Here is a 19,490-nt window from a genome sequence, read left to right on the forward strand (position 1 = left end):
GCGAGGAGAGGCGAAGCCTCGACGCGGCAATCTCAGGAATTTCATACTGTTTCATGAGATTGCCACGCTCTCTTCGTTCGTTCGCAATGACGTTGACACAAACATTTCAAAATACAAGATAAAAAATTAATTTAATGACTAAAGCGTATAATATCATTCATCATAAATTTGACGTAGTAGTTGTAGGTGCGGGCGGAGCAGGTCTTCGTTCTGCGTTCGGTATGGCTAAAGAAGGGCTAAATACCGCTTGTATAACTAAGTTGTTTCCAACTCGTAGTCATACTGTAGCAGCTCAGGGCGGTATTAGTGCGGCTCTTGGGAATATGGGCGAAGATGATTGGCGTTGGCATATGTATGATACTGTTAAAGGCTCTGATTGGTTAGGTGATCAGGATGTTATTGAGTATATGTGTAAGAACGCTCCTGATGCGATTTTAGAGCTAGAGCATTACGGCGTACCTTTCTCAAGAACCGAAGAGGGAAAGATTTATCAACGTCCTTTTGGAGGAATGACTACGGAGTACGGTAAAGGAAAAGCGGCTCAGCGTACATGTGCTGCGGCAGATCGCACGGGGCATGCCATACTTCATACGTTATATCAGCAGTCACTAAAGCATAAAGTACAGTTTTTCGTTGAGTATTTTGCTATTGATTTATTGATGGAAGATGGTGAATGTAGAGGCGTAGTTGCGTGGAATTTAGACGATGGTACTCTGCATTGTTTTAGGGCTCATAATGTAGTGCTTGCAACGGGTGGATACGGGCGTGCTTATTTTTCGGCGACGTCTGCTCATACTTGTACGGGCGACGGGGGCGGTATGGCGATTAGAGCAGGTTTGCCGCTGCAAGATATGGAGTTTGTACAGTTTCACCCGACCGGTATATATTCTGCCGGTTGTCTCATTACCGAGGGAGCAAGAGGTGAAGGGGGGTATCTTGTTAATGCAAACGGAGAGCGTTTTATGGAGCGTTACGCCCCGGCCGCAAAGGATTTAGCATCAAGAGACGTAGTTTCAAGAGCGATGACTATCGAGATTCGTGAAGGGCGAGGAGTCGGTGAGCATAAAGATCACGTATTTCTGCATTTAAATCATTTATCGCCTGAGATTTTACATAGCCGTTTGCCAGGTATTTCTGAGACGGCTAAAATTTTTGCCGGTGTTGATGTCACTAAAGAGCCGATACCGGTACTTCCTACAGTTCATTATAATATGGGCGGGATACCGACTAATTACCACGGTCAAGTCATAATCAAAGACGGTACGAATCATAATAGCGTAGTAAAGGGACTTATGGCAATCGGTGAAGCTGCTTGTGTATCGGTACACGGAGCTAACAGGTTGGGGTCAAATTCTTTGCTTGATTTAGTAGTATTCGGTAGAAGTAGTGCTTTAAAAGCAGCTGAGCTTATTAGTCCAGCGAGTCCCCATAAGCCTATAAAAGAGGCAAGTCTTGAAAAAATTATAAATAGATTTGATAAAGTCCGTCACGCTAACGGTAATATTTTAGTTGCAGATTTAAGGCTTAAAATGCAAAGAACTATGCAAAGCCACGCTTTGGTATTTAGAACTCAAGAAGTACTAGATGAAGGAGTAGGAATGATTAGCGAAATAAGAAGCGGCTATAAAGATATAAAAATTAACGATAAATCTTTAATTTGGAATAGTGATTTAGTAGAAGCCTTAGAGCTAGATAATCTACTTGACCAGGCCTTGGTGACAGTATATTCGGCAGCTGCAAGAAAAGAAAGCAGAGGTGCTCATGCTAGGGAAGATTATCCTGATCGTAATGATGAAGATTGGATGAAGCATACTCTTAGCTCTATCGATGAAGCAGGTAAAGTAGTTCTTGATTATAAACCTGTAACGCTAACCACTTTAACCGATGAGATAAGTGCAATTCCACCGGCCAAGAGGATGTATTAAAAAATCGTCATTGCGAGGAAAAACTGTAAGTTTTGACGAAGCAATCTCATGAAGTATTATAAAATTCCTGAGATTGTCGCGTCGTTGCTAACGCAACTCCTCGCAATGACGAAAACACCGATCCAAACAGGAATAAATCTATAATAATTTATGTTTGAGTATTTAATAAAATTTAATCCAAAAATCCTTTTTATTGTAAAGGGGACTTTAGTAACTTTAAAATATAGCGTTATTGCCGTTATATTCGGTTTAGTGATAGGGATGTTGCTCGCTATTTGTAAGGTAAATAAGAATCGTGCTTTAAGGCTTTTTGCAAATTTCTATACTTCTATTTTCAGAGGTACTCCTTTATTAATTCAATTAAGTATTATTTATTTTGCTTCACCTTATATCATAGGCGTTAAATTTAGTGTGTTTATGGCGGGAGCTATTTCTTTTTCCCTTAATTCGGGAGCATATGTTTCCGAAGTAATCAGGGCGGGGATTAATGCAGTTGATAAAGGGCAGTTTGAAGCGGCTGAAGCTCTTGCTATTCCAAAGTTTTTAATAATGAAAGATATAATTCTGCCGCAAGCAGTTAAAAATATTTTTCCGTCATTAGTAAATGAGCTTGTAAATTTGATTAAGGAATCAGCCATTATTTCTATGCTTGGAGAAATGGATTTAATGCGTAGAGCACAAATTGTATCAATTGAAACATATAATTATTTTTTTCCAATGTTTATTGCTGCGTGCTGTTATTATATTTTAGTGATGTTAATCAGCTTTATAGCAAAAATAATTGAGAAAAAAATGATTGTTAATTAAAACATACTTGCTTTTATGGAAAAAGTAATTATAATTTAAATTTAGTGTAATTTACAAATTCTTATAATTTGTATTTAGAAATGATTTAAAATAAAGGGTGGAAGTATTTTTTCCCCTTTATTTATCGTATATATAAGTTTTTTTTGGAGTATTTTTTTTAATGCCGACATATAATCAATTAGTACGTTTTGGGAGAAAGTCAAAAACTCGTAAGACCAAGTCTCCTGCCTTAGAATCTAATCCTTTTAAAAGTGGTGTTTGCCTAGTTGTAAAAACCGTTACCCCTAAAAAGCCTAACTCTGCACTTCGTAAGATTGTAACGGTGCGTTTAAGTAATAAAAGAACAGTAAATGCATATATTCCCGGTGAAAAGCATAGTGTAAAGGAGCATGATAGGGTATTAGTAAGAGGCGGTCAGGTTCCTGATCTTCCGGGTGTGAAATATCATATCGTACTCGGTGCATATGATATTGCCGGAGTTAAAGGGCGTAAGCAAGGTCGTTCACGTTATGGTGCTCCTCGTAAACAAGTTGCAGTTACAAAAAAATAAATTATTAGTTAGAGAGAAAAAATAAAATGTCACGTCGTCACGCCGCCGAAAAGCGAGTAATTTTACCTGATATGAAATATAACAGTATTTTACTGTCAAGATTTATCAATAATATTATGAAAGAAGGAAAGAAAGCCCTTGCAGAGAAAATTGTTTATTCAGCCTTTAATAAAATTGAAAAGAAGCATAGAGTTGATCCGTATCAAACCTTTAATAATGCTATGCATAACGTGAAGCCACATTTAGAAGTAACTTCAGTTAGGGTTGGAGGAGCTAATTATCAAGTTCCGACGCATGTTGATGAAAGAAGAGGGTATGCTCTTGCTAGCCGTTGGATTATTAATGCTGCGTCAAAACGTTCTGAAAAAATGATGATTGATAAACTTGCTGAAGAGCTGTTTGAAGCTTCTAATAATAGAGGCGTCGCCATTAAGAAGAAAGAAGATACTCATAAAATGGCTGAAGCTAATAAAGCTTTCTCTCATTTTAGCCCTAAAAAAATGAAATAAGGTAGGGTATATAATGAGTAAAATAAATAAACTTGAGCATATTCGTAATATTGGGATATGTGCTCACATTGATGCCGGTAAAACCACAACTACCGAACGTATTTTATATTATACCGGTAAATCGCATAAAATAGGTGAAGTTCATGAGGGCGGTGCTACCATGGACTGGATGGAGCAGGAGCAAGAACGCGGTATAACCATTACCTCAGCTGCTACTACTTGTAGATGGCAAGATAAGATAATTAATATTATTGATACTCCCGGACACGTTGATTTTACTATCGAAGTAGAGCGTTCGCTTCGTGTTCTTGACGGTGCGGTTGCAGTATTTGACGGCGTAGCAGGTGTTGAACCTCAGTCTGAAACGGTTTGGAGGCAAGCAGATAAATATAATGTTCCTAGAATGTGTTTTGTCAATAAAATGGACAGAATGGGAGCAGATTTTTATAGATGCGTTGAAATGATCAAAGATCGTTTAGGAGCAAAACCGCTTGTTATTCAGTTGCCTGTAGGGATTGAAGAAAATTTTAAAGGTATAATTAATCTTGTTAAAATGAAAGCAGTGATTTGGAAAGATGAATCACTTGGTGCTGAATATTTTGAAGAAGATATACCTGCCGATATGAAAGACAAGGCTGAAGAATATCTTGCTAAATTACTTGATATGGTTGTCGAGTTAGATGACGCGATCATGGAAAAATATTTATCAGGTGAAGAAGTAACAGAAGAAGAAATTAAAAGATTAATCAGAAAAGGTACTATTTCAGCAGCATTTTATCCGGTTTTATGCGGTAGTGCTTTTAAAAATAAAGGAGTACAGCCTTTACTTGATGCTGTAGTAGATTTCCTACCTTCGCCTATTGATATAGGTATAGTAAAAGGTATGGAAGTAAGTATCGGTGAAGAAAAAGATTTTCCTATTTCAATAACTGAGCCTTTTTCAGCTTTAGCATTTAAAATTATGAATGATCCGTTTGTCGGCTCATTAACTTTTATTAGAATATATTCAGGGAAAATTACTTCAGGAACCACTGTTATTAATACCGTGAAGAATAAAAGAGAAAAAATCGGTAGAATGCTATTAATGCATGCTAATAATCGTGAAGACGTAAAAGAGGCATCGGCAGGCGATATAGTAGCTTTAGCAGGTCTTAAAGATACCACTACCGGTGATACGTTGTCCGATATAGATAAGCAAGTAATCTTAGAAAGAATGGAATTTCCGGAGCCGGTAATTGAGCTTGCGGTAGAACCTAAATCAACAGCCGATCAAGAAAAAATGGGTCTTGCACTTTCTCGTTTAGCAGCTGAAGATCCATCATTTAGAGTTTCAACGGATCATGAAACAGGACAAACAGTGATAAAAGGAATGGGAGAACTCCATTTAGAAATTATCATTGATCGTATGAGAAGAGAGTTTAAGGTTGAAGCAAATATCGGGGCTCCTCAAGTAGCATATCGTGAAACTATAACAAAAGCTTGCGAAATCGATTATACCCATAAGAAACAATCCGGCGGTGCAGGACAATTTGCTCGCGTAAAAATTATTTTTGAGCCTCTAAAAGAGGTAAAAGATCTAAAAGATGAAGATAAAAATAAAACTTTTGTCTTTGAAAGTAAAATCGTCGGCGGTGCCGTGCCTAAAGAATATATACCGGGTGTTGAAAAAGGTTTAAATAATATTAGAGAAACTGGTGTTATTGCCGGTTATCCTATGATTGATTTTAAAGCAACTTTAGTTGACGGTGCGTTTCATGATGTAGATTCTAGTGTACTTGCGTTTGAAATTGCTGCAAAGGCAGCCTTTAGAGAAGGGATGCCGAAAGGTAATCCTAAATTACTTGAGCCTATTATGAAAGTTGAAGTTATCACTCCTGATGAATATATGGGTGATATTATAGGTGATTTAAATAGTCGTAGAGGGCAAATTCAAAGCATGGATCCAAGAGGAAATGCTCAAGTAGTTACTGCGAATGTTCCGTTAGCGGAAATGTTTGGTTATGTTAATACGCTTAGGTCTTTATCTCAAGGTAGAGCTCAGTTTAGTATGATATTTTCTCATTATGATCAAGTGCCGAGTCAGGTAGCTGATATTATTAAAGCTAAAAAATAATTGATGGATCTAATTAGATATAATTACTGTCATGTCTTGCAAAGGTAAATGTTGTTTTACTGTGACAGCTTATAAATTAGAAGTACCGATTATTATAGTAATTTTTTAATAATAACAAATATTTTTAATAAATTTATTGATTTTTTATTAAAAATATGATAGGAGTGTAGCTCAATTGGTAGAGTGCCGGTCTCCAAAACCGGAGGTTGCGGGTTCGATGCCTGTCGCTCCTGCCATTATAGGTTTAGAGCTTTTTTGCTATAAAATATAGAATTTTTACAAAGTTTGCTTATAGAGAAAAATTTGAAAGAGATACTTCACCTCGAATCGCAGCGTACATGCTAGTATGTGAGAATTCCATTGTTGGATCATTGCCTCAATTACCTCTAGAAGTAGAATTTTGTAAGAAGTCTAATAAATTACCTAACAAAAATATGTTTAAAGAATATAAAATTTATAAGTTTTTTGAACAAGTTAAACAAGAAACTTATAAGGTAGTTTGGCCAACTAGAAAAGAGCTTGTTGCTTCAACATTAGTAGTGGTAGTAGCAGTTTTTATTTTTAGCCTAATTTGTTTGGTGCTTGATTATAGTATACATAACATAATGCAGCTTTTGCTTAATATAGGCAAATAGTATAAGGAATAAATTGTGACAGAACAGAGTATAGATAATATATTGCCTTCTTCTGAAAAAAATGTAAAGCAGTGGTATGTAGTACATACGGCATCAGGAGCAGAGAAACGCATTAAAGAAGATATGCTTAGAAGAATCGCTAAACAGAAAATGACGGATTTTTTTGAAGATATATTAATACCTGTTTTTGGAGTTTCTGAAGTTAAACGCGGTAAAAATGTCAAAGTAGAAAAAAAACTAATGCCGAGTTATATCTTGATAAAGATGAATATGACTGATAAATCTTGGCATTTAGTAAAAAATATACCAGGAGTAACCGGCTTTTTAGGAAGCAAGACCACACCAAAAGCTCTTATGGAAAGCGAAATACAGAATATTTTTAATAATTTGGAAGCAGAAGCTAAAGAAGCAAAGAATTCTAAATTGTATGAAGTTGGTGAAATAGTGACTGTTACAGACGGTCCTTTTGAAACTTTCACCGGTACGGTAGAAGAAATAGATCAAGAAAAAAATAGGTTAAAAGTTTCAGTATTAATATTTGGTAAAGCAACTCCAATAGAACTAAATTTTAACCAAGTAAAGAAAAACGATTAAAGGTAGTTAGATTTTTATACTAATCAGTATATTGTTGCTATTAGCCTAATAAAGATCGCTGATGTCATTCCTGCGAAAGCAGGAATCCAGCACAACTTATAAAACACTTGTTTTTTTTAAGATATATTTTATTTTAGATTCCTGCTTTCGCAGGAATGACAAGTTTATACACTATTAATTTAAGAGAAAAATAAGGATATTTATAAATGTCTCAGAAAGCAATAAAAGGTTATATTAACTTGATAATTCCGGCAGGCGGAGCCACTCCTGCTCCTCCTATAGGACCGGCTCTTGGGCAAAGAAAAGTTAATATTAAAACATTTTGTGATGAATTTAATAATAGTACAAAAGATACGGAAAAAGGAGTACCTTTGCCGACTTTAATTACTGTTTATGAAGATAGTAGTTTTTCTTTTAAAATAAAAACCCCTCCTGCCTCTTATTTTTTAAAGAAATATGCTAAAATTACTAAAGGTTCTAGTGCTACTAAGAAAGAAGCCGTAGTAGGTAAAGTTACTATGGATGATTGTCGTGAAATTGCAAAGTTAAAAATGCCTGATTTAAATACAAAAGATATTGAAGCAGCAACAAAAATTATTTGTGGTAGTGCTGCATCTATGGGACTTGAAGTGGTAGGGAGTTAATTATTATGTCAAATAAGAAAGATGTTACCGTAAAAATTAGCGGCGGTAAAAAAATAAGAGAAGCTAGAGAAAAAGTAAAATCAGATACTTTATATAATTTAACAAATGCAGTTGAACGATTAAAATCAGCATCATATGTTAAATTTGATCCAACCTTAGAAATAGTTATGAAGCTTGGAATTGATCCTAGGCATTCCGATCAAATGGTACGTGGTGTAGTTAATTTACCTGCCGGTACAGGTAAAACCGTAAGAGTTGCCGTTATTTGTAAAGAAGAAAGAGAAGAAGAAGCTAAAAGTGCTGGGGCAGATTTAGTAGGTTCAACAAATATTATTGATGAAATTAAAGCAGGGAAAATTAATTTTGATGTATGTATAGCTATTCCCGATATGATGGCAGTTATAGGTTCAGTTGCAAGAATTTTAGGACCAAAAGGTTTAATGCCTAACCCTAAACTTGGTACCGTAACTTTAGATATTAAAAATGCTATTAAAAATGCTAAAAGCGGTCAAGTAGAATATAGAGCAGAGAAAGCAGGTATAATTCATGCAGGGCTTGGAAAATTATCCTTTTCAGACCAAGATTTATTAAAAAATTTAAATGCGTTTATTGAGGCAGTAATTAAAGCGAAACCTGCCGGATTAAAAGGAAGTTATTTAAAAGCAATGTATTTATCTTCTACTATGGGAGCATCGGTACAAATAGATTTAACTAGTATAGCATAATTTTTATATCCGTTTAACGGTAGTATAGTAATAATAAAAAAGTTTTGTTATTTTAAGCATTTGTATCAGTTTAAATATATTAAGCTGTGTTATAAAAGGAGAATTAAAAGGTGTTAAGATCAGAAAAACCGGTAGCAGTAGAGGATATTGTAAATATTTATAAAGAATCGCCCTCCGTAATTATTACTCATTATCATGGGTTAACCGTTAGTCAAGTGAGTTCACTTAGAGAATCACTTAAATCTAAAGAAGCAGGTTTTAAAGTAGTTAAAAATACTTTAGCAAAAATAGCTGCAAATCAAACAGGGCTTGATAGTATTGCTAATTTATTTGCAGGTCCTACTGCTATTATTTATTCTAAAGAACCGGTTGAGATGGCAAAATTAGTAGTTAATTTTGCTAAGGCTAATGATAATCTTAAGATTATTGGTGGAATAGTCGATAATCACGTATTAGATGAACATTCAATAAAAGAACTTTCTAAGCTACCTTCACTTAATGAGCTTAGAGGTAAAATTGTTGGGTTATTACAAGCACCGGCTACTAAGGTTGTAGGTGTTTTACAAGCCCCGTCTTCGAGTATGGCGAGAGTAATACAAGCACATGCTAGTAAAAATTAACTTAAAGGTTACTGCACTAGGGATTTTAATTGATAATTAAAGAGCTTTTATAGTGGAAATTAATAAGGTTTTTTATAGGAGATTGTTCTTATTTTAAAAAAAATCTTATAATTTGTAGCAAAAAAGAATTTAATTAACTTTGAAATACCTGATGCAGTAATCTCTCAATATAAAAAAAGTAAAAAGGAAAAAATTATGGCAGATTTAGCTAAAATTGAAGAACAATTATCATCATTAACATTAATGCAAGCAGCTGAGCTTGTGAAAATGCTAGAAGAAAAATGGGGTGTGTCTGCAGCAGCACCTGTAGCTGTAGCGGCTGCCGGTGCAGCAGCTTCTGCGGCTGAAGCAGCTGCTGAAAAAACTGAGTTTGAAATAGTTTTAACAGCTGCCGGTGACAAGAAAGTTGAAGTAATTAAAGTTGTGAAAGATATCACAGGTCTTGGTTTAATTGAAGCTAAGAAATTAGTTGATGAAGCTCCAAAGCCGATTAAAAGCAATGTAAAAAAAGCAGAAGCTGAAGAAATCAAAGGTAAGTTAGAAGCTGCCGGAGCAAAAGTTGAATTAAAATAATTATTTCTGTACTAGGTTCTGTAAAGAAAAATTAAATTATTCGTATTTTTAGATATTTTTAAGTAAAAATTAATAAGATTCTTGTTGGAACAGTTATCTTTATTCCAAAAAAAATCTTGTAGTTTTCAATCAAAAACAACTAAATATAGATTAGTTTTTTTACAGGACCTAATATTTTTTGTATTACATGATGAAATATTTTATAGCTTTAAATTAACTTCTTAAAATCTAAAAAGCCTTATTTTAGTAATTAAATTTGAATAAGGCTTTTTTGTTTAAAAATTATTTTAAAGCTAATGTAAGTTATTTTTTTGAAATAGGTTAAAACTATTACATTGAAAATCTTATTGATTAAAATAATTTTGTTAACGTACCATACGTCTAGAAATTTAAATTATTGAAATTTTCTAGGTTCTGTGAACATTTATAATTGATTTTTAATAAAAATTAATGAGATTTTTGAAGGAATAATACCTAATTTAAAAAAAACCTTATAATTTTTTGTAACAAATAAATAACCAAAATCAAATCTTTTTGGAAATGTTCACAGAGCCTACACAAGATCTAAATAGGAAACTTACTAGGTTTCTTTAATTTAAGTTCTATGTAAAAAAATTTAAAACAGTATATTTTACTGCAAATTATAAGCATTTTATTGAAATAGTAGCTATTCCAATAAAAATTTTACTGTTTAAAATATAAATAATTTAAATTTTATATACAGAACCTAGGTTTTGAACACTTTTGATTAATAATTATAATTAGGATATATTTTTAAGCAAAAATTAATAAGATTTTTGAGAGGAGAGTTTATTACTATTTCAAAAAACCTTATGATTTACAGCTAAAAAGAGCCATAATTATGATTATTCTATTAAAAATGTATAGGACCTAATCACTTCAATACGGGCAGTAATTTTATCAGTCAGGAGATTATATGGTTTCATTAAGGGATAATATAGAAGCACAACCCTTGTCACATAATAGAAGAATAAGAAAAAATTTCGGTCACATAAATTTAGTAGCAGATATACCGAATTTGATTGAAATTCAAAAAAATTCATATGAAAAAAACTTTCTACAGTTAAATATTAAAGATTCTGAAAGAAAAAATAAAGGTTTACAATCTATATTAAACTCAATTTTTCCTATTTCAGATTCCTCCAATATTGCTAATTTAGAATTTGTAAAATATGAATTCGATACTCCAAAATATGATGTAGAAGAGTGCAGTAAAAGAAGTTTAAGTTATGCTGCTCCTCTTAAAGTTACTTTAAGGTTAAGTATTTGGGATATAGATGAGGATACCGGTATTAGAGAAATTAAAGGGATTAAAGAGCAAGAAGTATATATGGGTGATATCCCATTAATGACTAAAAACGGTACTTTTATCATTAACGGTACAGAAAGAGTAGTTGTATCGCAAATGCATCGTTCACCCGGCGTATTCTTTTATCATGATGAAGGAAAAGTTCACTCTTCCGGCAAGCTTTTATATTCTGCTCGTGTTATTCCATATAGAGGGTCGTGGCTTGATTTAGAATTCGACGCTAAGGATGTTATTTATTTTAGGATTGATAGAAAAAGAAAGCTTTATGCTACTACTTTGCTTAGAGCTATAGGTATGAGTACTGAAGAAATTATAAAATTTTATTATAATTCAGTAACTTATAAGCTTGTTAAAAATAAAGGTTGGGCGGTTAAATTTATACCTCAGCATATTACTGCTCATCGTTTAACAAGTGATTTAGTAGATGCAGATACCGGAAATGTTTTACTGAAAGCAGGGCAAAAAATTACTCCGCGTTTGGCTAAAAAATATTTTGGGGAAGGGCTTAACAATATTTTAGTAGCTCACGAAACTTTAATCGGCAAATATCTATCCGAAGATTTAAGAGATCCTGCAAGCGATGAAGTATTAGCAAAAATCGGTGAAATGATAACTAGCGATATGCTAAATGTTATTAATGATCTTAAAATTAAAAATGTTAATGTATTAGTAATCAATCCTCAATCCGGTCCATATATAAGAAATACCTTATTTGCTGATAAGAATCAGGACCGTGAGGCAGCATTATGTGACATTTTTAGAGTTTTAAGACCCGGTGAACCTGCTAATATAGAAGCGGCTGAAAGCTTGTTTTATAATTTATTCTTTGATGCGGAAAGATATGATCTTTCAGAAGTCGGACGAATAAAAATGAATTCTAGGTTAGAGCTGAATATTTCTGAGGAAGTTACGGTTTTAACAATTGATGATATTAAAAATATCGTAAGAGTTTTAGTAGAGCTTAAAGACGGTAAAGGTATCATAGACGATATTGATCATTTAGGTAATAGAAGGGTTAGATCGGTAGGTGAATTGATAGAAAATCAATTTAGAATAGGTTTAGTTCGAATGGAAAAATCTGTAATTGAAAGGATGTCGGCAGGTGATGTTGATACTGTAATGCCTCATGATTTAGTAAATTCCAAGATTTTAGTTTCAGTCGTAAAAGAATTTTTTAGTACCTCCCAATTATCCCAATTTATGGATCAAACAAATCCATTATCGGAAATAACTCATAAAAGAAGGCTATCGGCACTCGGTCCCGGAGGTCTTAGTCGAGAACGAGCAGGTTTTGAGGTGCGTGACGTACATCCGACTCATTACGGTCGTATTTGTCCTATTGAAACACCTGAAGGTCAGAATATCGGGTTAATTAACTCTATGGCTACTTATGCTAGGATAAATAAACACGGTTTTATAGAGAGTCCTTATAGAAGAGTTAAAGATGGGCATGTAACTGATGAAGTGGTATATCTTTCTGCTATTGAAGAAGGTAAATACAAAATTGGACAGGCAAATTCTAAAGTTGATAAAGACGGAAAGTTGCAAGGAGAGTTTATTAATTGCCGTGTTGAAGGCGGTAATTTTATAATGGTAGAACCGCATGAGGTAGATTTTATTGATGTGACTCCTATGCAGGTAGTATCGGTTGCGGCTTCTCTTATACCTTTCTTAGAAAACGATGATGCTAACCGTGCTTTGATGGGTTCAAACATGCAAAGACAAGCCGTTCCTTTAATTAAAACGGATGCACCTTTTGTAGGTACCGGAGTTGAAGGGGTAGTAGCTAAAGATTCCGGAGCATCAGTACTTGCATTACATGACGGTATTGTTGAGCAGGTAGATTCAAATAGAATAGTGATTAGAACTCTAGAACAAAAGATTGACGGTTCTCCTTCTGTTGATATTTATAATTTATTAAAATTCCAAAAATCCAATCATAGTACTTGTATAAATCAAAAGCCTTTAGTTAAGGTTGGTCATTACGTTAAGAAAAACGATATTATAGCTGACGGTCCTAGTACGGATAACGGTGAAATTGCTTTAGGTAGAAATGTGCTTGTGGCTTTCTTACCTTGGAACGGTTATAATTTTGAAGATTCAATTTTAATATCTGAACGTATAGTAAAAGAGGATGTATTTACATCTATTCATATTGAAGAGTTTGAAGTAATAGCTAGAGATACACGCCTTGGTCCTGAAGAGATTACCCGTGATATACCGAATGTAAGTGAAGAAGCGTTACGTCATCTTGATGAAGTCGGAATAATTTATGTAGGTGCAGAAGTAAAAGCCGGTGATATTTTAGTCGGTAAAGTAACGCCAAAAAGTGAATCGCCTATTACTCCAGAAGAAAAATTACTACGTGCTATTTTCGGGGAAAAAGCTTTTGATGTAAAAGATTCATCGCTGCATGTACCTTCCGGAGTTAGCGGAACCGTAGTAGAAGTAAGGGTATTTTCTCGTAGGGGTGTAGAAAAAGACCAGCGAGCTATTGCTATTGAAAAACAACAAATTGAAAAATTAGCAAAAGACAGAGACGACGAATTAGAAATTATTGAGCATTTTGTGTTTAGTTGGCTTGAAAAGCTTTTAATAGGGCAGGTAATTGTTAACGGTCCTAAGCAAGTAAAAGCAGGACAAACAATTACTAGTGAAATGCTAAAAGGTTTATCTAAAGGGCAATTTTGGCAGCTTACCGTGGAAGATGCAAATGTAATGAATGAAATAGAGCAAATTAAAGTTCATTATGATGAGAAAAAAGATGCCCTCGATAAAAGATTTGCTACTAAGGTAGAGAAATTGCAAAGCGGTGATGATTTACCTCAGGGAGCTTTAAAAGTAGTAAAAGTATTTATCGCAACTAAGCATAAATTACAGCCCGGGGATAAGATGGCAGGAAGGCACGGAAATAAAGGTGTTATTTCACGTATCGTACCTGAAGAAGATATGCCGTTTTTAGAAGATGGAACTGTGGTAGATATCGTTCTTAACCCTCTAGGCCTTCCGTCTCGTATGAATATAGGGCAGATTTTAGAGACGCATCTTGGGTGGGCATCAATAAATTTAGCAAAAAAAATATCTACCTTAGTAAAGGAATATAAAAATAAACATATAGGTATTGAGCAGATTAAGAAATTCTTACTTGAGCTATACGGAGAGAATATTAATTATATACTTGAAAGATCGGAAGGAGAGATTATCTCTTTCTGTAATAAAGTAAGTAAAGGCGTATATTTTGCAACTCCTGTATTTGACGGAGCAAAAGTTCAGGACGTTAAAGATATGTTAAAACTTGCCGGTCAAGATCCTTCAGGACAAGTAAAATTAATTGACGGTAGAACCGGTGAATATTTTGACCGTCTAGTGACCGTTGGACAGAAATATTTGCTGAAGTTGCATCACTTAGTCGATAATAAAATTCACTCTCGTTCTATAGGACCTTATAGCTTAGTAACTCAGCAACCGCTTGGAGGTAAGTCTCATTTCGGTGGACAGCGTTTCGGAGAAATGGAATGCTGGGCATTACAAGCTTACGGTGCGGCTTATACGTTACAGGAAATGTTAACGGTTAAGTCGGATGACGTAAACGGTAGGATCAAAACTTATGATTCTATAGTACGTGGTGAAAATAATTTTGAATCAGGCATTCCTGAATCATTTAATGTTATGATAAAAGAATTTAGATCTTTATGTCTTAACGTAAAGCTTGAAGTAACTTCGAGTTAAGTATACTCAGGTAGAATTTCAAAAATTGGCTACGTCGTCTAGCAAGTACTGCGGTGCTCACGTATTAAGTATACGCTCCGCTCCTCGTCTTGCAGACTCCTTGCTCTTTTTGAAATTGACCTTCGTATACCTACTCTTTATTTACTCGAAGTATATTGTTCAGCATAGTATTGGCTTTGTTGTATGGTTTGAAGAAAAGTGTTTTATGTCATTCCCGCATAGGCAGGAATCCAGGGTAAAGCGAGATAAATCGAGCTTTTAATTTTAAAAACTTGTTGTATATGTACCTTTTAATGGCTAAATTCCCGCCATTGCTAAGAATGACATAAACGAGTCATGCAACAAGGTTGAATAAGTCACGTGGTGACATTTTAGAGTACAAGTAATTTTTAAGGAAAAGTATTTATGAGCGTAGTAAATTTTTACGGACAATTAAGTAATACTCAACAATTTGATCAAATAAGGATTAATATAGCAAGTCCTGATCAAGTACGTTCGTGGTCTTTCGGTGAAGTAACAAAACCTGAAACAATTAACTATCGAACCTTTAAACCTGAGAAAGATGGTTTATTTTGTGCAAGAATTTTTGGTCCGGTAAAAGATTACGAATGTCTCTGCGGTAAATATAAGCGGATGAAAAATCGTGGTATTACATGTGAGAAATGCGGCGTTGAAGTTACGGTTTCTAGAGTAAGACGTGAAAGAATGGGGCATATTGAACTTGCAGCTCCCGTTGCTCATATTTGGTTTTTAAAGTCACTACCTTCAAGAATTAGTACGCTTCTTTATATGACAATGCGAGATGTAGAAAAGATTCTTTATTTTGAAAATTATGTAGTAGTTGACCCAGGGTTATCGATTTTACAAAAAGGCGAACTCTTAACAGAGGAAGAATTACAGAAAGCAAAAGATAAGTACGGTGAAGATGCATTTACTGCCTCTATAGGTGCAGAAGTAATACAACAAATGCTTAAAGAGCTTGATTTTTTAAAGTTAAAGCAAGAATTATACGAGGAATTACAAACCACTTCCTCAGAAGTCAAAAAGAAAAAATTAGTAAAGAGTTTAAAATTAGTAGAGGATTTTTTAGAGTCGGAAAACAAGCCGGAATGGATGATTATGGATGTTTTGCCGGTTATTCCTCCTGAAATTAGACCGCTTGTTATGCTTGACGGCGGAAGATTTGCTACTTCGGACTTAAATGAACTTTATAGAAGAGTAATTAATAGAAATAATCGTTTAAAGAAACTAATAGAGTCAAAAGCTCCTGATATAATAGTCAGGAACGAAAAAAGAATGTTACAAGAAGCAGTGGATGCGTTATTTGATAACGGTCGTCGAGGTAGAGCAGCGAAAAATGCTAATAAGCGTCCATTTAAGTCATTAAGTGATATGCTTAAAGGTAAGCAGGGTCGTTTCCGTCAGAACTTACTTGGTAAAAGGGTTGACTATTCAGGACGTTCGGTTATCGTGGTCGGGCCTGAGCTTAAGCTTCATCAGTGTGGTTTACCTAAAAAAATGGCATTGGAGCTATTTAAGCCGTTTATTTATTCTAAGCTTGAGTTGTACGGTATTGCTACGACTATTAAAGCTGCAAAAAGAATGGTGGAAGCTGAAAAACCTGAAGTTTGGGATGTGCTTGAAGAAGTCATAAGAGAGCATCCGGTTTTACTTAATAGAGCTCCGACATTGCATAGATTAGGTATTCAAGCATTTGAACCGCTATTAATCGAAGGTAAAGCGATTCAGCTTCATCCGCTTGTTTGTGCTGCGTTTAATGCGGACTTTGACGGTGATCAGATGGCGGTACATATTCCGTTATCGATTGAAGCACAGCTTGAAGCTAGGGTATTTATGATGTCTACAAATAATATCTTAAGCCCTGCAAACGGACGTCCTATTATTGTACCGGATAAAGATATAGTACTTGGTTTATATTATCTAACCCTTGCATTTGATAATGAAGTAGGCGAAGGTATGATGTTCTCAGATTTAGCTGAGATGGAACATGCTTTATATAATAAATTTATAACTATTCATACAAAGATAAAATATCGTAGAAATCAGCTAAATGCCGAAGGTAAAATGGTCCCTGTTATCATTGATACTACTTACGGTAGGTTAATGGTCGGTGAATTATTGCCTTCTAACCTTAATATAGAATTCAAGTTTATTAATAAACAACTAACTAAAAAAGACATATCATTAGTTATAGATTTAGTTTATCGTCACTGCGGTCAAAAAGCTACAGTAATTTTTGCCGATCAGCTAATGAAACTAGGTTTTAAATATGCTTGTTCTTCAGGTATTTCTTTTGGAATGGACGATATGGTAGTACCGGAATCTAAGAGTACTCATATCAATGAAACTCAGCTTGAAATAAAAGAATTTGAGCAACAATATTCAAACGGTTTAATTACTTATGGAGAGAAATACAATAAAGTAGTTGATGCTTGGTCAAGATGTACCGATAGAGTAGCAAACGACATGATGAAAGAGATTGCTACGCCGCCGGTTAGTGATGATCCGAATCATCAAAAAATAAATGCTATATATATGATGGCTATCTCCGGAGCAAGAGGTTCTTTCCAGCAAATTAAGCAGTTAGGCGGTATGCGAGGTTTAATGACCAAATCAAACGGTCAAATTATACAAACTCCTATTATCTCTAACTTTAAGGAAGGATTAACTGAATTTGAGTGTTTTAATTCTGCTAACGGAATGCGTAAAGGGCAAATAGATACGGCTTTAAAAACGGCAAGCTCAGGTTACTTAACAAGAAAATTAGTAGACGTTGCACAAGATTGTATTATTACCGAAAAAGATTGTGGAACTGATAAAGGGATTGAAGTTAAGAGTGTTATTGAAGGGGGAGAAGTTATAGTACCTTTAGCTGAAAAGATTTTAGGTCGTACTGCTGCTATCGATATATTTCATCCTGTAACTAATGATCTAATGCTCAATAAAGGCGAGCTTATTAATGAAGCAAAGTTAGAGCAGATTGAGTCGGCTGGACTCGACAGAATTATGATAAAATCCGTATTAACCTGTGAAAGTACTACCGGTATATGTAGCATATGTTACGGTAGGGATCTTGCTACCGGTACGTTGGTGTCGGAGGGTGAGGCAATCGGGGTTATTGCTGCTCAATCTATTGGTGAACCGGGTACGCAGCTTACAATGAGAACTTTCCATATCGGAGGAGCGGCAACAAAAGGTGCTGAAGTTTCTTCCGTAGAAGCTTCCTATGACGCAAAAGTGAAAATTATAAGTCGTAACGTTGTTATTAATTCCGAAGAACGTAAAATTGTTATGAGCCGAAATTGTGAATTATTATTACTTGATAATAACGATAATGAAAAGGCTCGTCATAAAATTCCATACGGTGCTAGATTACTTGTTGATGACGGTGATATGGTTATTAAAACTCAAAAACTAGCGGAGTGGGATCCTTATACTATACCGATTATCACGGAGAAATCAGGTAAAGTTTTATTCAAAGATATGGTTGAGGGTATTTCTATTCGTGACGTAACTGATGAAGCTACCGGAATACCGAGTAAAGTTATTATTGAATCAAAGCAATATTCACGCGGTGCAGAATTACGTCCGCGTATACAGCTTTTAGATGCTAAAGGTGAAGTTATAGCCTTATCAAACGGTTTAGAAGCTAGATATTACTTGCCGGTTGGAGCAGTTTTAAGCGTAGAAGACGGAGTACAAATATCTGTAGGTGATATTATTGCACGTATACCGAAAGAATCGACCACTACTAAAGATATTACCGGTGGTTTACCGAGAGTTGCCGAGCTTGTAGAAGCAAGACGCCCTAAAGATCACGCAGTTATTGCCGAGGTTGACGGTAGAGTAGAATTCGGTAAAGACTATAAATCTAAGAGACGTATTATTATACATCCGATTGATGAAACAATGTCTATTGAGTATATGGTACCCAAAGGCAAGCATGTTGTAGTTAACGAAGGTGACTTTGTTAAAAAAGGCGATTTATTGATTGACGGTAATCCAGTACTTCAAGATATTTTAAAAGTAATGGGTGTAGAGGTTCTTGCAAATTATATTGTTAAAGAGGTGCAAGCCGTTTATCGTCTACAAGGTGTAAAGATTGATGATAAGCACATAGAAGTTATTATTCGTCAGATGTTACAAAAAGTAGAAATCACGGATTCAGGTGGCACTACCTTATTAGCAGGGGAAAAAATAGATAGACATGAATTCGAGGAGATAAATGAAAAAGCTATTAAAAACGGTTTAAAACCTGCTGAAGCACAATTAATATTACAAGGTATTACTAAAGCTTCTCTGCAAACTAGATCGTTTATCTCTGCGGCATCATTCCAAGAGACTACTAGAGTTTTAACTGAAGCAGCTATTGCCGGTAAGGTAGATAAACTACGAGGACTAAAAGAAAACGTGATAGTTGGACGATTGGTACCTGCCGGAACCGGTTACTTTATGGATAAAATGCGTAAAGCAGCTGTAAAGCTTGATGAAGAGAATGTATAAATATACTCGATGAACTTGAAAAATTGGCTACGTCGTCTTTGTAAGTCCTCAGATGCTCACGTATTAAGTATACACTCCGCTCCTCGGCTTACAGACTCCTTGCTCTTTTCCAAGTTGATCTTCGTATATGTTACTATAGTATCGGATAGTTTTTATTCTATATTATTCCTGCGGAAGCAGGAATTCATAAAAATAACCTTTACGCATTATTG

General features: G+C 34.8%; 13 protein-coding genes and 1 tRNA gene. All 14 read left to right on the forward strand.

Annotated features, from left to right (window positions below; genetic code table 11):
• The first annotated feature begins 134 nt into the window (after positions 1-134).
• Positions 135-1,925 carry a succinate dehydrogenase flavoprotein subunit gene (gene sdhA, locus ACE38Q_RS07405; protein ID WP_500190972.1) on the forward strand — a complete coding sequence of 597 codons (1,791 nt, stop codon included), beginning with the start codon at positions 135-137 and terminating at the stop codon, positions 1,923-1,925.
• A 150-nt stretch (positions 1,926-2,075) separates the two neighbouring features.
• On the forward strand, positions 2,076-2,732 hold the full coding sequence (locus ACE38Q_RS07410) for an amino acid ABC transporter permease (protein ID WP_500190976.1): 657 nt from the start codon (positions 2,076-2,078) through the stop codon (positions 2,730-2,732).
• A gap of 160 nt (positions 2,733-2,892) precedes the next feature.
• A complete protein-coding gene (gene rpsL, locus ACE38Q_RS07415) occupies positions 2,893-3,282 on the forward strand; it encodes a 30S ribosomal protein S12 (RefSeq protein ID WP_500190979.1) in 390 nt (129 codons plus the stop codon).
• Between the two features lie 26 nt (positions 3,283-3,308).
• Positions 3,309-3,791, forward strand: coding sequence for a 30S ribosomal protein S7 (rpsG, locus tag ACE38Q_RS07420; protein ID WP_004996646.1), 483 nt, complete (start codon positions 3,309-3,311; stop codon positions 3,789-3,791).
• 13 nt (positions 3,792-3,804) lie between these two features.
• A complete protein-coding gene (gene fusA, locus ACE38Q_RS07425) occupies positions 3,805-5,904 on the forward strand; it encodes an elongation factor G (RefSeq protein ID WP_500190983.1) in 2,100 nt (699 codons plus the stop codon).
• Between the two features lie 160 nt (positions 5,905-6,064).
• Positions 6,065-6,140, forward strand: a tRNA-Trp gene (locus ACE38Q_RS07430).
• Between the two features lie 198 nt (positions 6,141-6,338).
• The gene (secE, locus tag ACE38Q_RS07435) at positions 6,339-6,539 is read left to right on the forward strand and encodes a preprotein translocase subunit SecE (protein ID WP_004996644.1); all 201 of its coding nucleotides are present in this window, start codon (positions 6,339-6,341) and stop codon (positions 6,537-6,539) included.
• Positions 6,540-6,554: 15 nt separating this feature from the next.
• The gene (gene nusG / locus ACE38Q_RS07440) at positions 6,555-7,133 is read left to right on the forward strand and encodes a transcription termination/antitermination protein NusG (protein WP_500190986.1); all 579 of its coding nucleotides are present in this window, start codon (positions 6,555-6,557) and stop codon (positions 7,131-7,133) included.
• A gap of 206 nt (positions 7,134-7,339) precedes the next feature.
• Entirely contained in the window at positions 7,340-7,777 is a 438-nt protein-coding gene (gene rplK, locus ACE38Q_RS07445) for a 50S ribosomal protein L11 (RefSeq protein WP_500190988.1), read from the forward strand.
• Between the two features lie 5 nt (positions 7,778-7,782).
• Positions 7,783-8,502 (forward strand): 50S ribosomal protein L1, encoded by a 720-nt coding sequence (gene rplA, locus ACE38Q_RS07450; RefSeq protein WP_500190990.1) that lies wholly within the window; start codon positions 7,783-7,785, stop codon positions 8,500-8,502.
• 110 nt (positions 8,503-8,612) lie between these two features.
• Positions 8,613-9,122, forward strand: coding sequence for a 50S ribosomal protein L10 (gene rplJ / locus ACE38Q_RS07455; RefSeq protein WP_500190993.1), 510 nt, complete (start codon positions 8,613-8,615; stop codon positions 9,120-9,122).
• A gap of 195 nt (positions 9,123-9,317) precedes the next feature.
• A complete protein-coding gene (gene rplL, locus ACE38Q_RS07460; protein WP_500190997.1) occupies positions 9,318-9,695 on the forward strand; it encodes a 50S ribosomal protein L7/L12 in 378 nt (125 codons plus the stop codon).
• Positions 9,696-10,632: 937 nt separating this feature from the next.
• Positions 10,633-14,754 carry a DNA-directed RNA polymerase subunit beta gene (gene rpoB / locus ACE38Q_RS07465; protein WP_500191001.1) on the forward strand — a complete coding sequence of 1,374 codons (4,122 nt, stop codon included), beginning with the start codon at positions 10,633-10,635 and terminating at the stop codon, positions 14,752-14,754.
• Positions 14,755-15,159: 405 nt separating this feature from the next.
• The gene (gene rpoC / locus ACE38Q_RS07470) at positions 15,160-19,278 is read left to right on the forward strand and encodes a DNA-directed RNA polymerase subunit beta' (protein ID WP_500191003.1); all 4,119 of its coding nucleotides are present in this window, start codon (positions 15,160-15,162) and stop codon (positions 19,276-19,278) included.
• The last annotated feature ends 212 nt before the right edge of the window (positions 19,279-19,490 follow it).

It is taken from the genome of Rickettsia endosymbiont of Thecocarcelia acutangulata, assembly GCF_964263195.1.
Lineage (GTDB): Bacteria > Pseudomonadota > Alphaproteobacteria > Rickettsiales > Rickettsiaceae > Rickettsia > Rickettsia felis.

Bases quoted from the DNA above. Each gene is read 5' to 3' on its own strand.
- sdhA (WP_500190972.1), top strand. From the start codon at position 135: ATGACTAAAGCGTATAATATCATTCATCATAAATTTGACGTAGTAGTT.
- rplK (WP_500190988.1), top strand. From the start codon at position 7,340: ATGTCTCAGAAAGCAATAAAAGGTTATATTAACTTGATAATTCCGGCA.
- rplA (WP_500190990.1), top strand. From the start codon at position 7,783: ATGTCAAATAAGAAAGATGTTACCGTAAAAATTAGCGGCGGTAAAAAA.
- rplL (WP_500190997.1), top strand. From the start codon at position 9,318: ATGGCAGATTTAGCTAAAATTGAAGAACAATTATCATCATTAACATTA.
- ACE38Q_RS07410 (WP_500190976.1), top strand. From the start codon at position 2,076: ATGTTTGAGTATTTAATAAAATTTAATCCAAAAATCCTTTTTATTGTA.
- rpsG (WP_004996646.1), top strand. From the start codon at position 3,309: ATGTCACGTCGTCACGCCGCCGAAAAGCGAGTAATTTTACCTGATATG.
- rpoB (WP_500191001.1), top strand. From the start codon at position 10,633: ATGGTTTCATTAAGGGATAATATAGAAGCACAACCCTTGTCACATAAT.
- rpoC (WP_500191003.1), top strand. From the start codon at position 15,160: ATGAGCGTAGTAAATTTTTACGGACAATTAAGTAATACTCAACAATTT.
- rpsL (WP_500190979.1), top strand. From the start codon at position 2,893: ATGCCGACATATAATCAATTAGTACGTTTTGGGAGAAAGTCAAAAACT.
- fusA (WP_500190983.1), top strand. From the start codon at position 3,805: ATGAGTAAAATAAATAAACTTGAGCATATTCGTAATATTGGGATATGT.
- secE (WP_004996644.1), top strand. From the start codon at position 6,339: ATGTTTAAAGAATATAAAATTTATAAGTTTTTTGAACAAGTTAAACAA.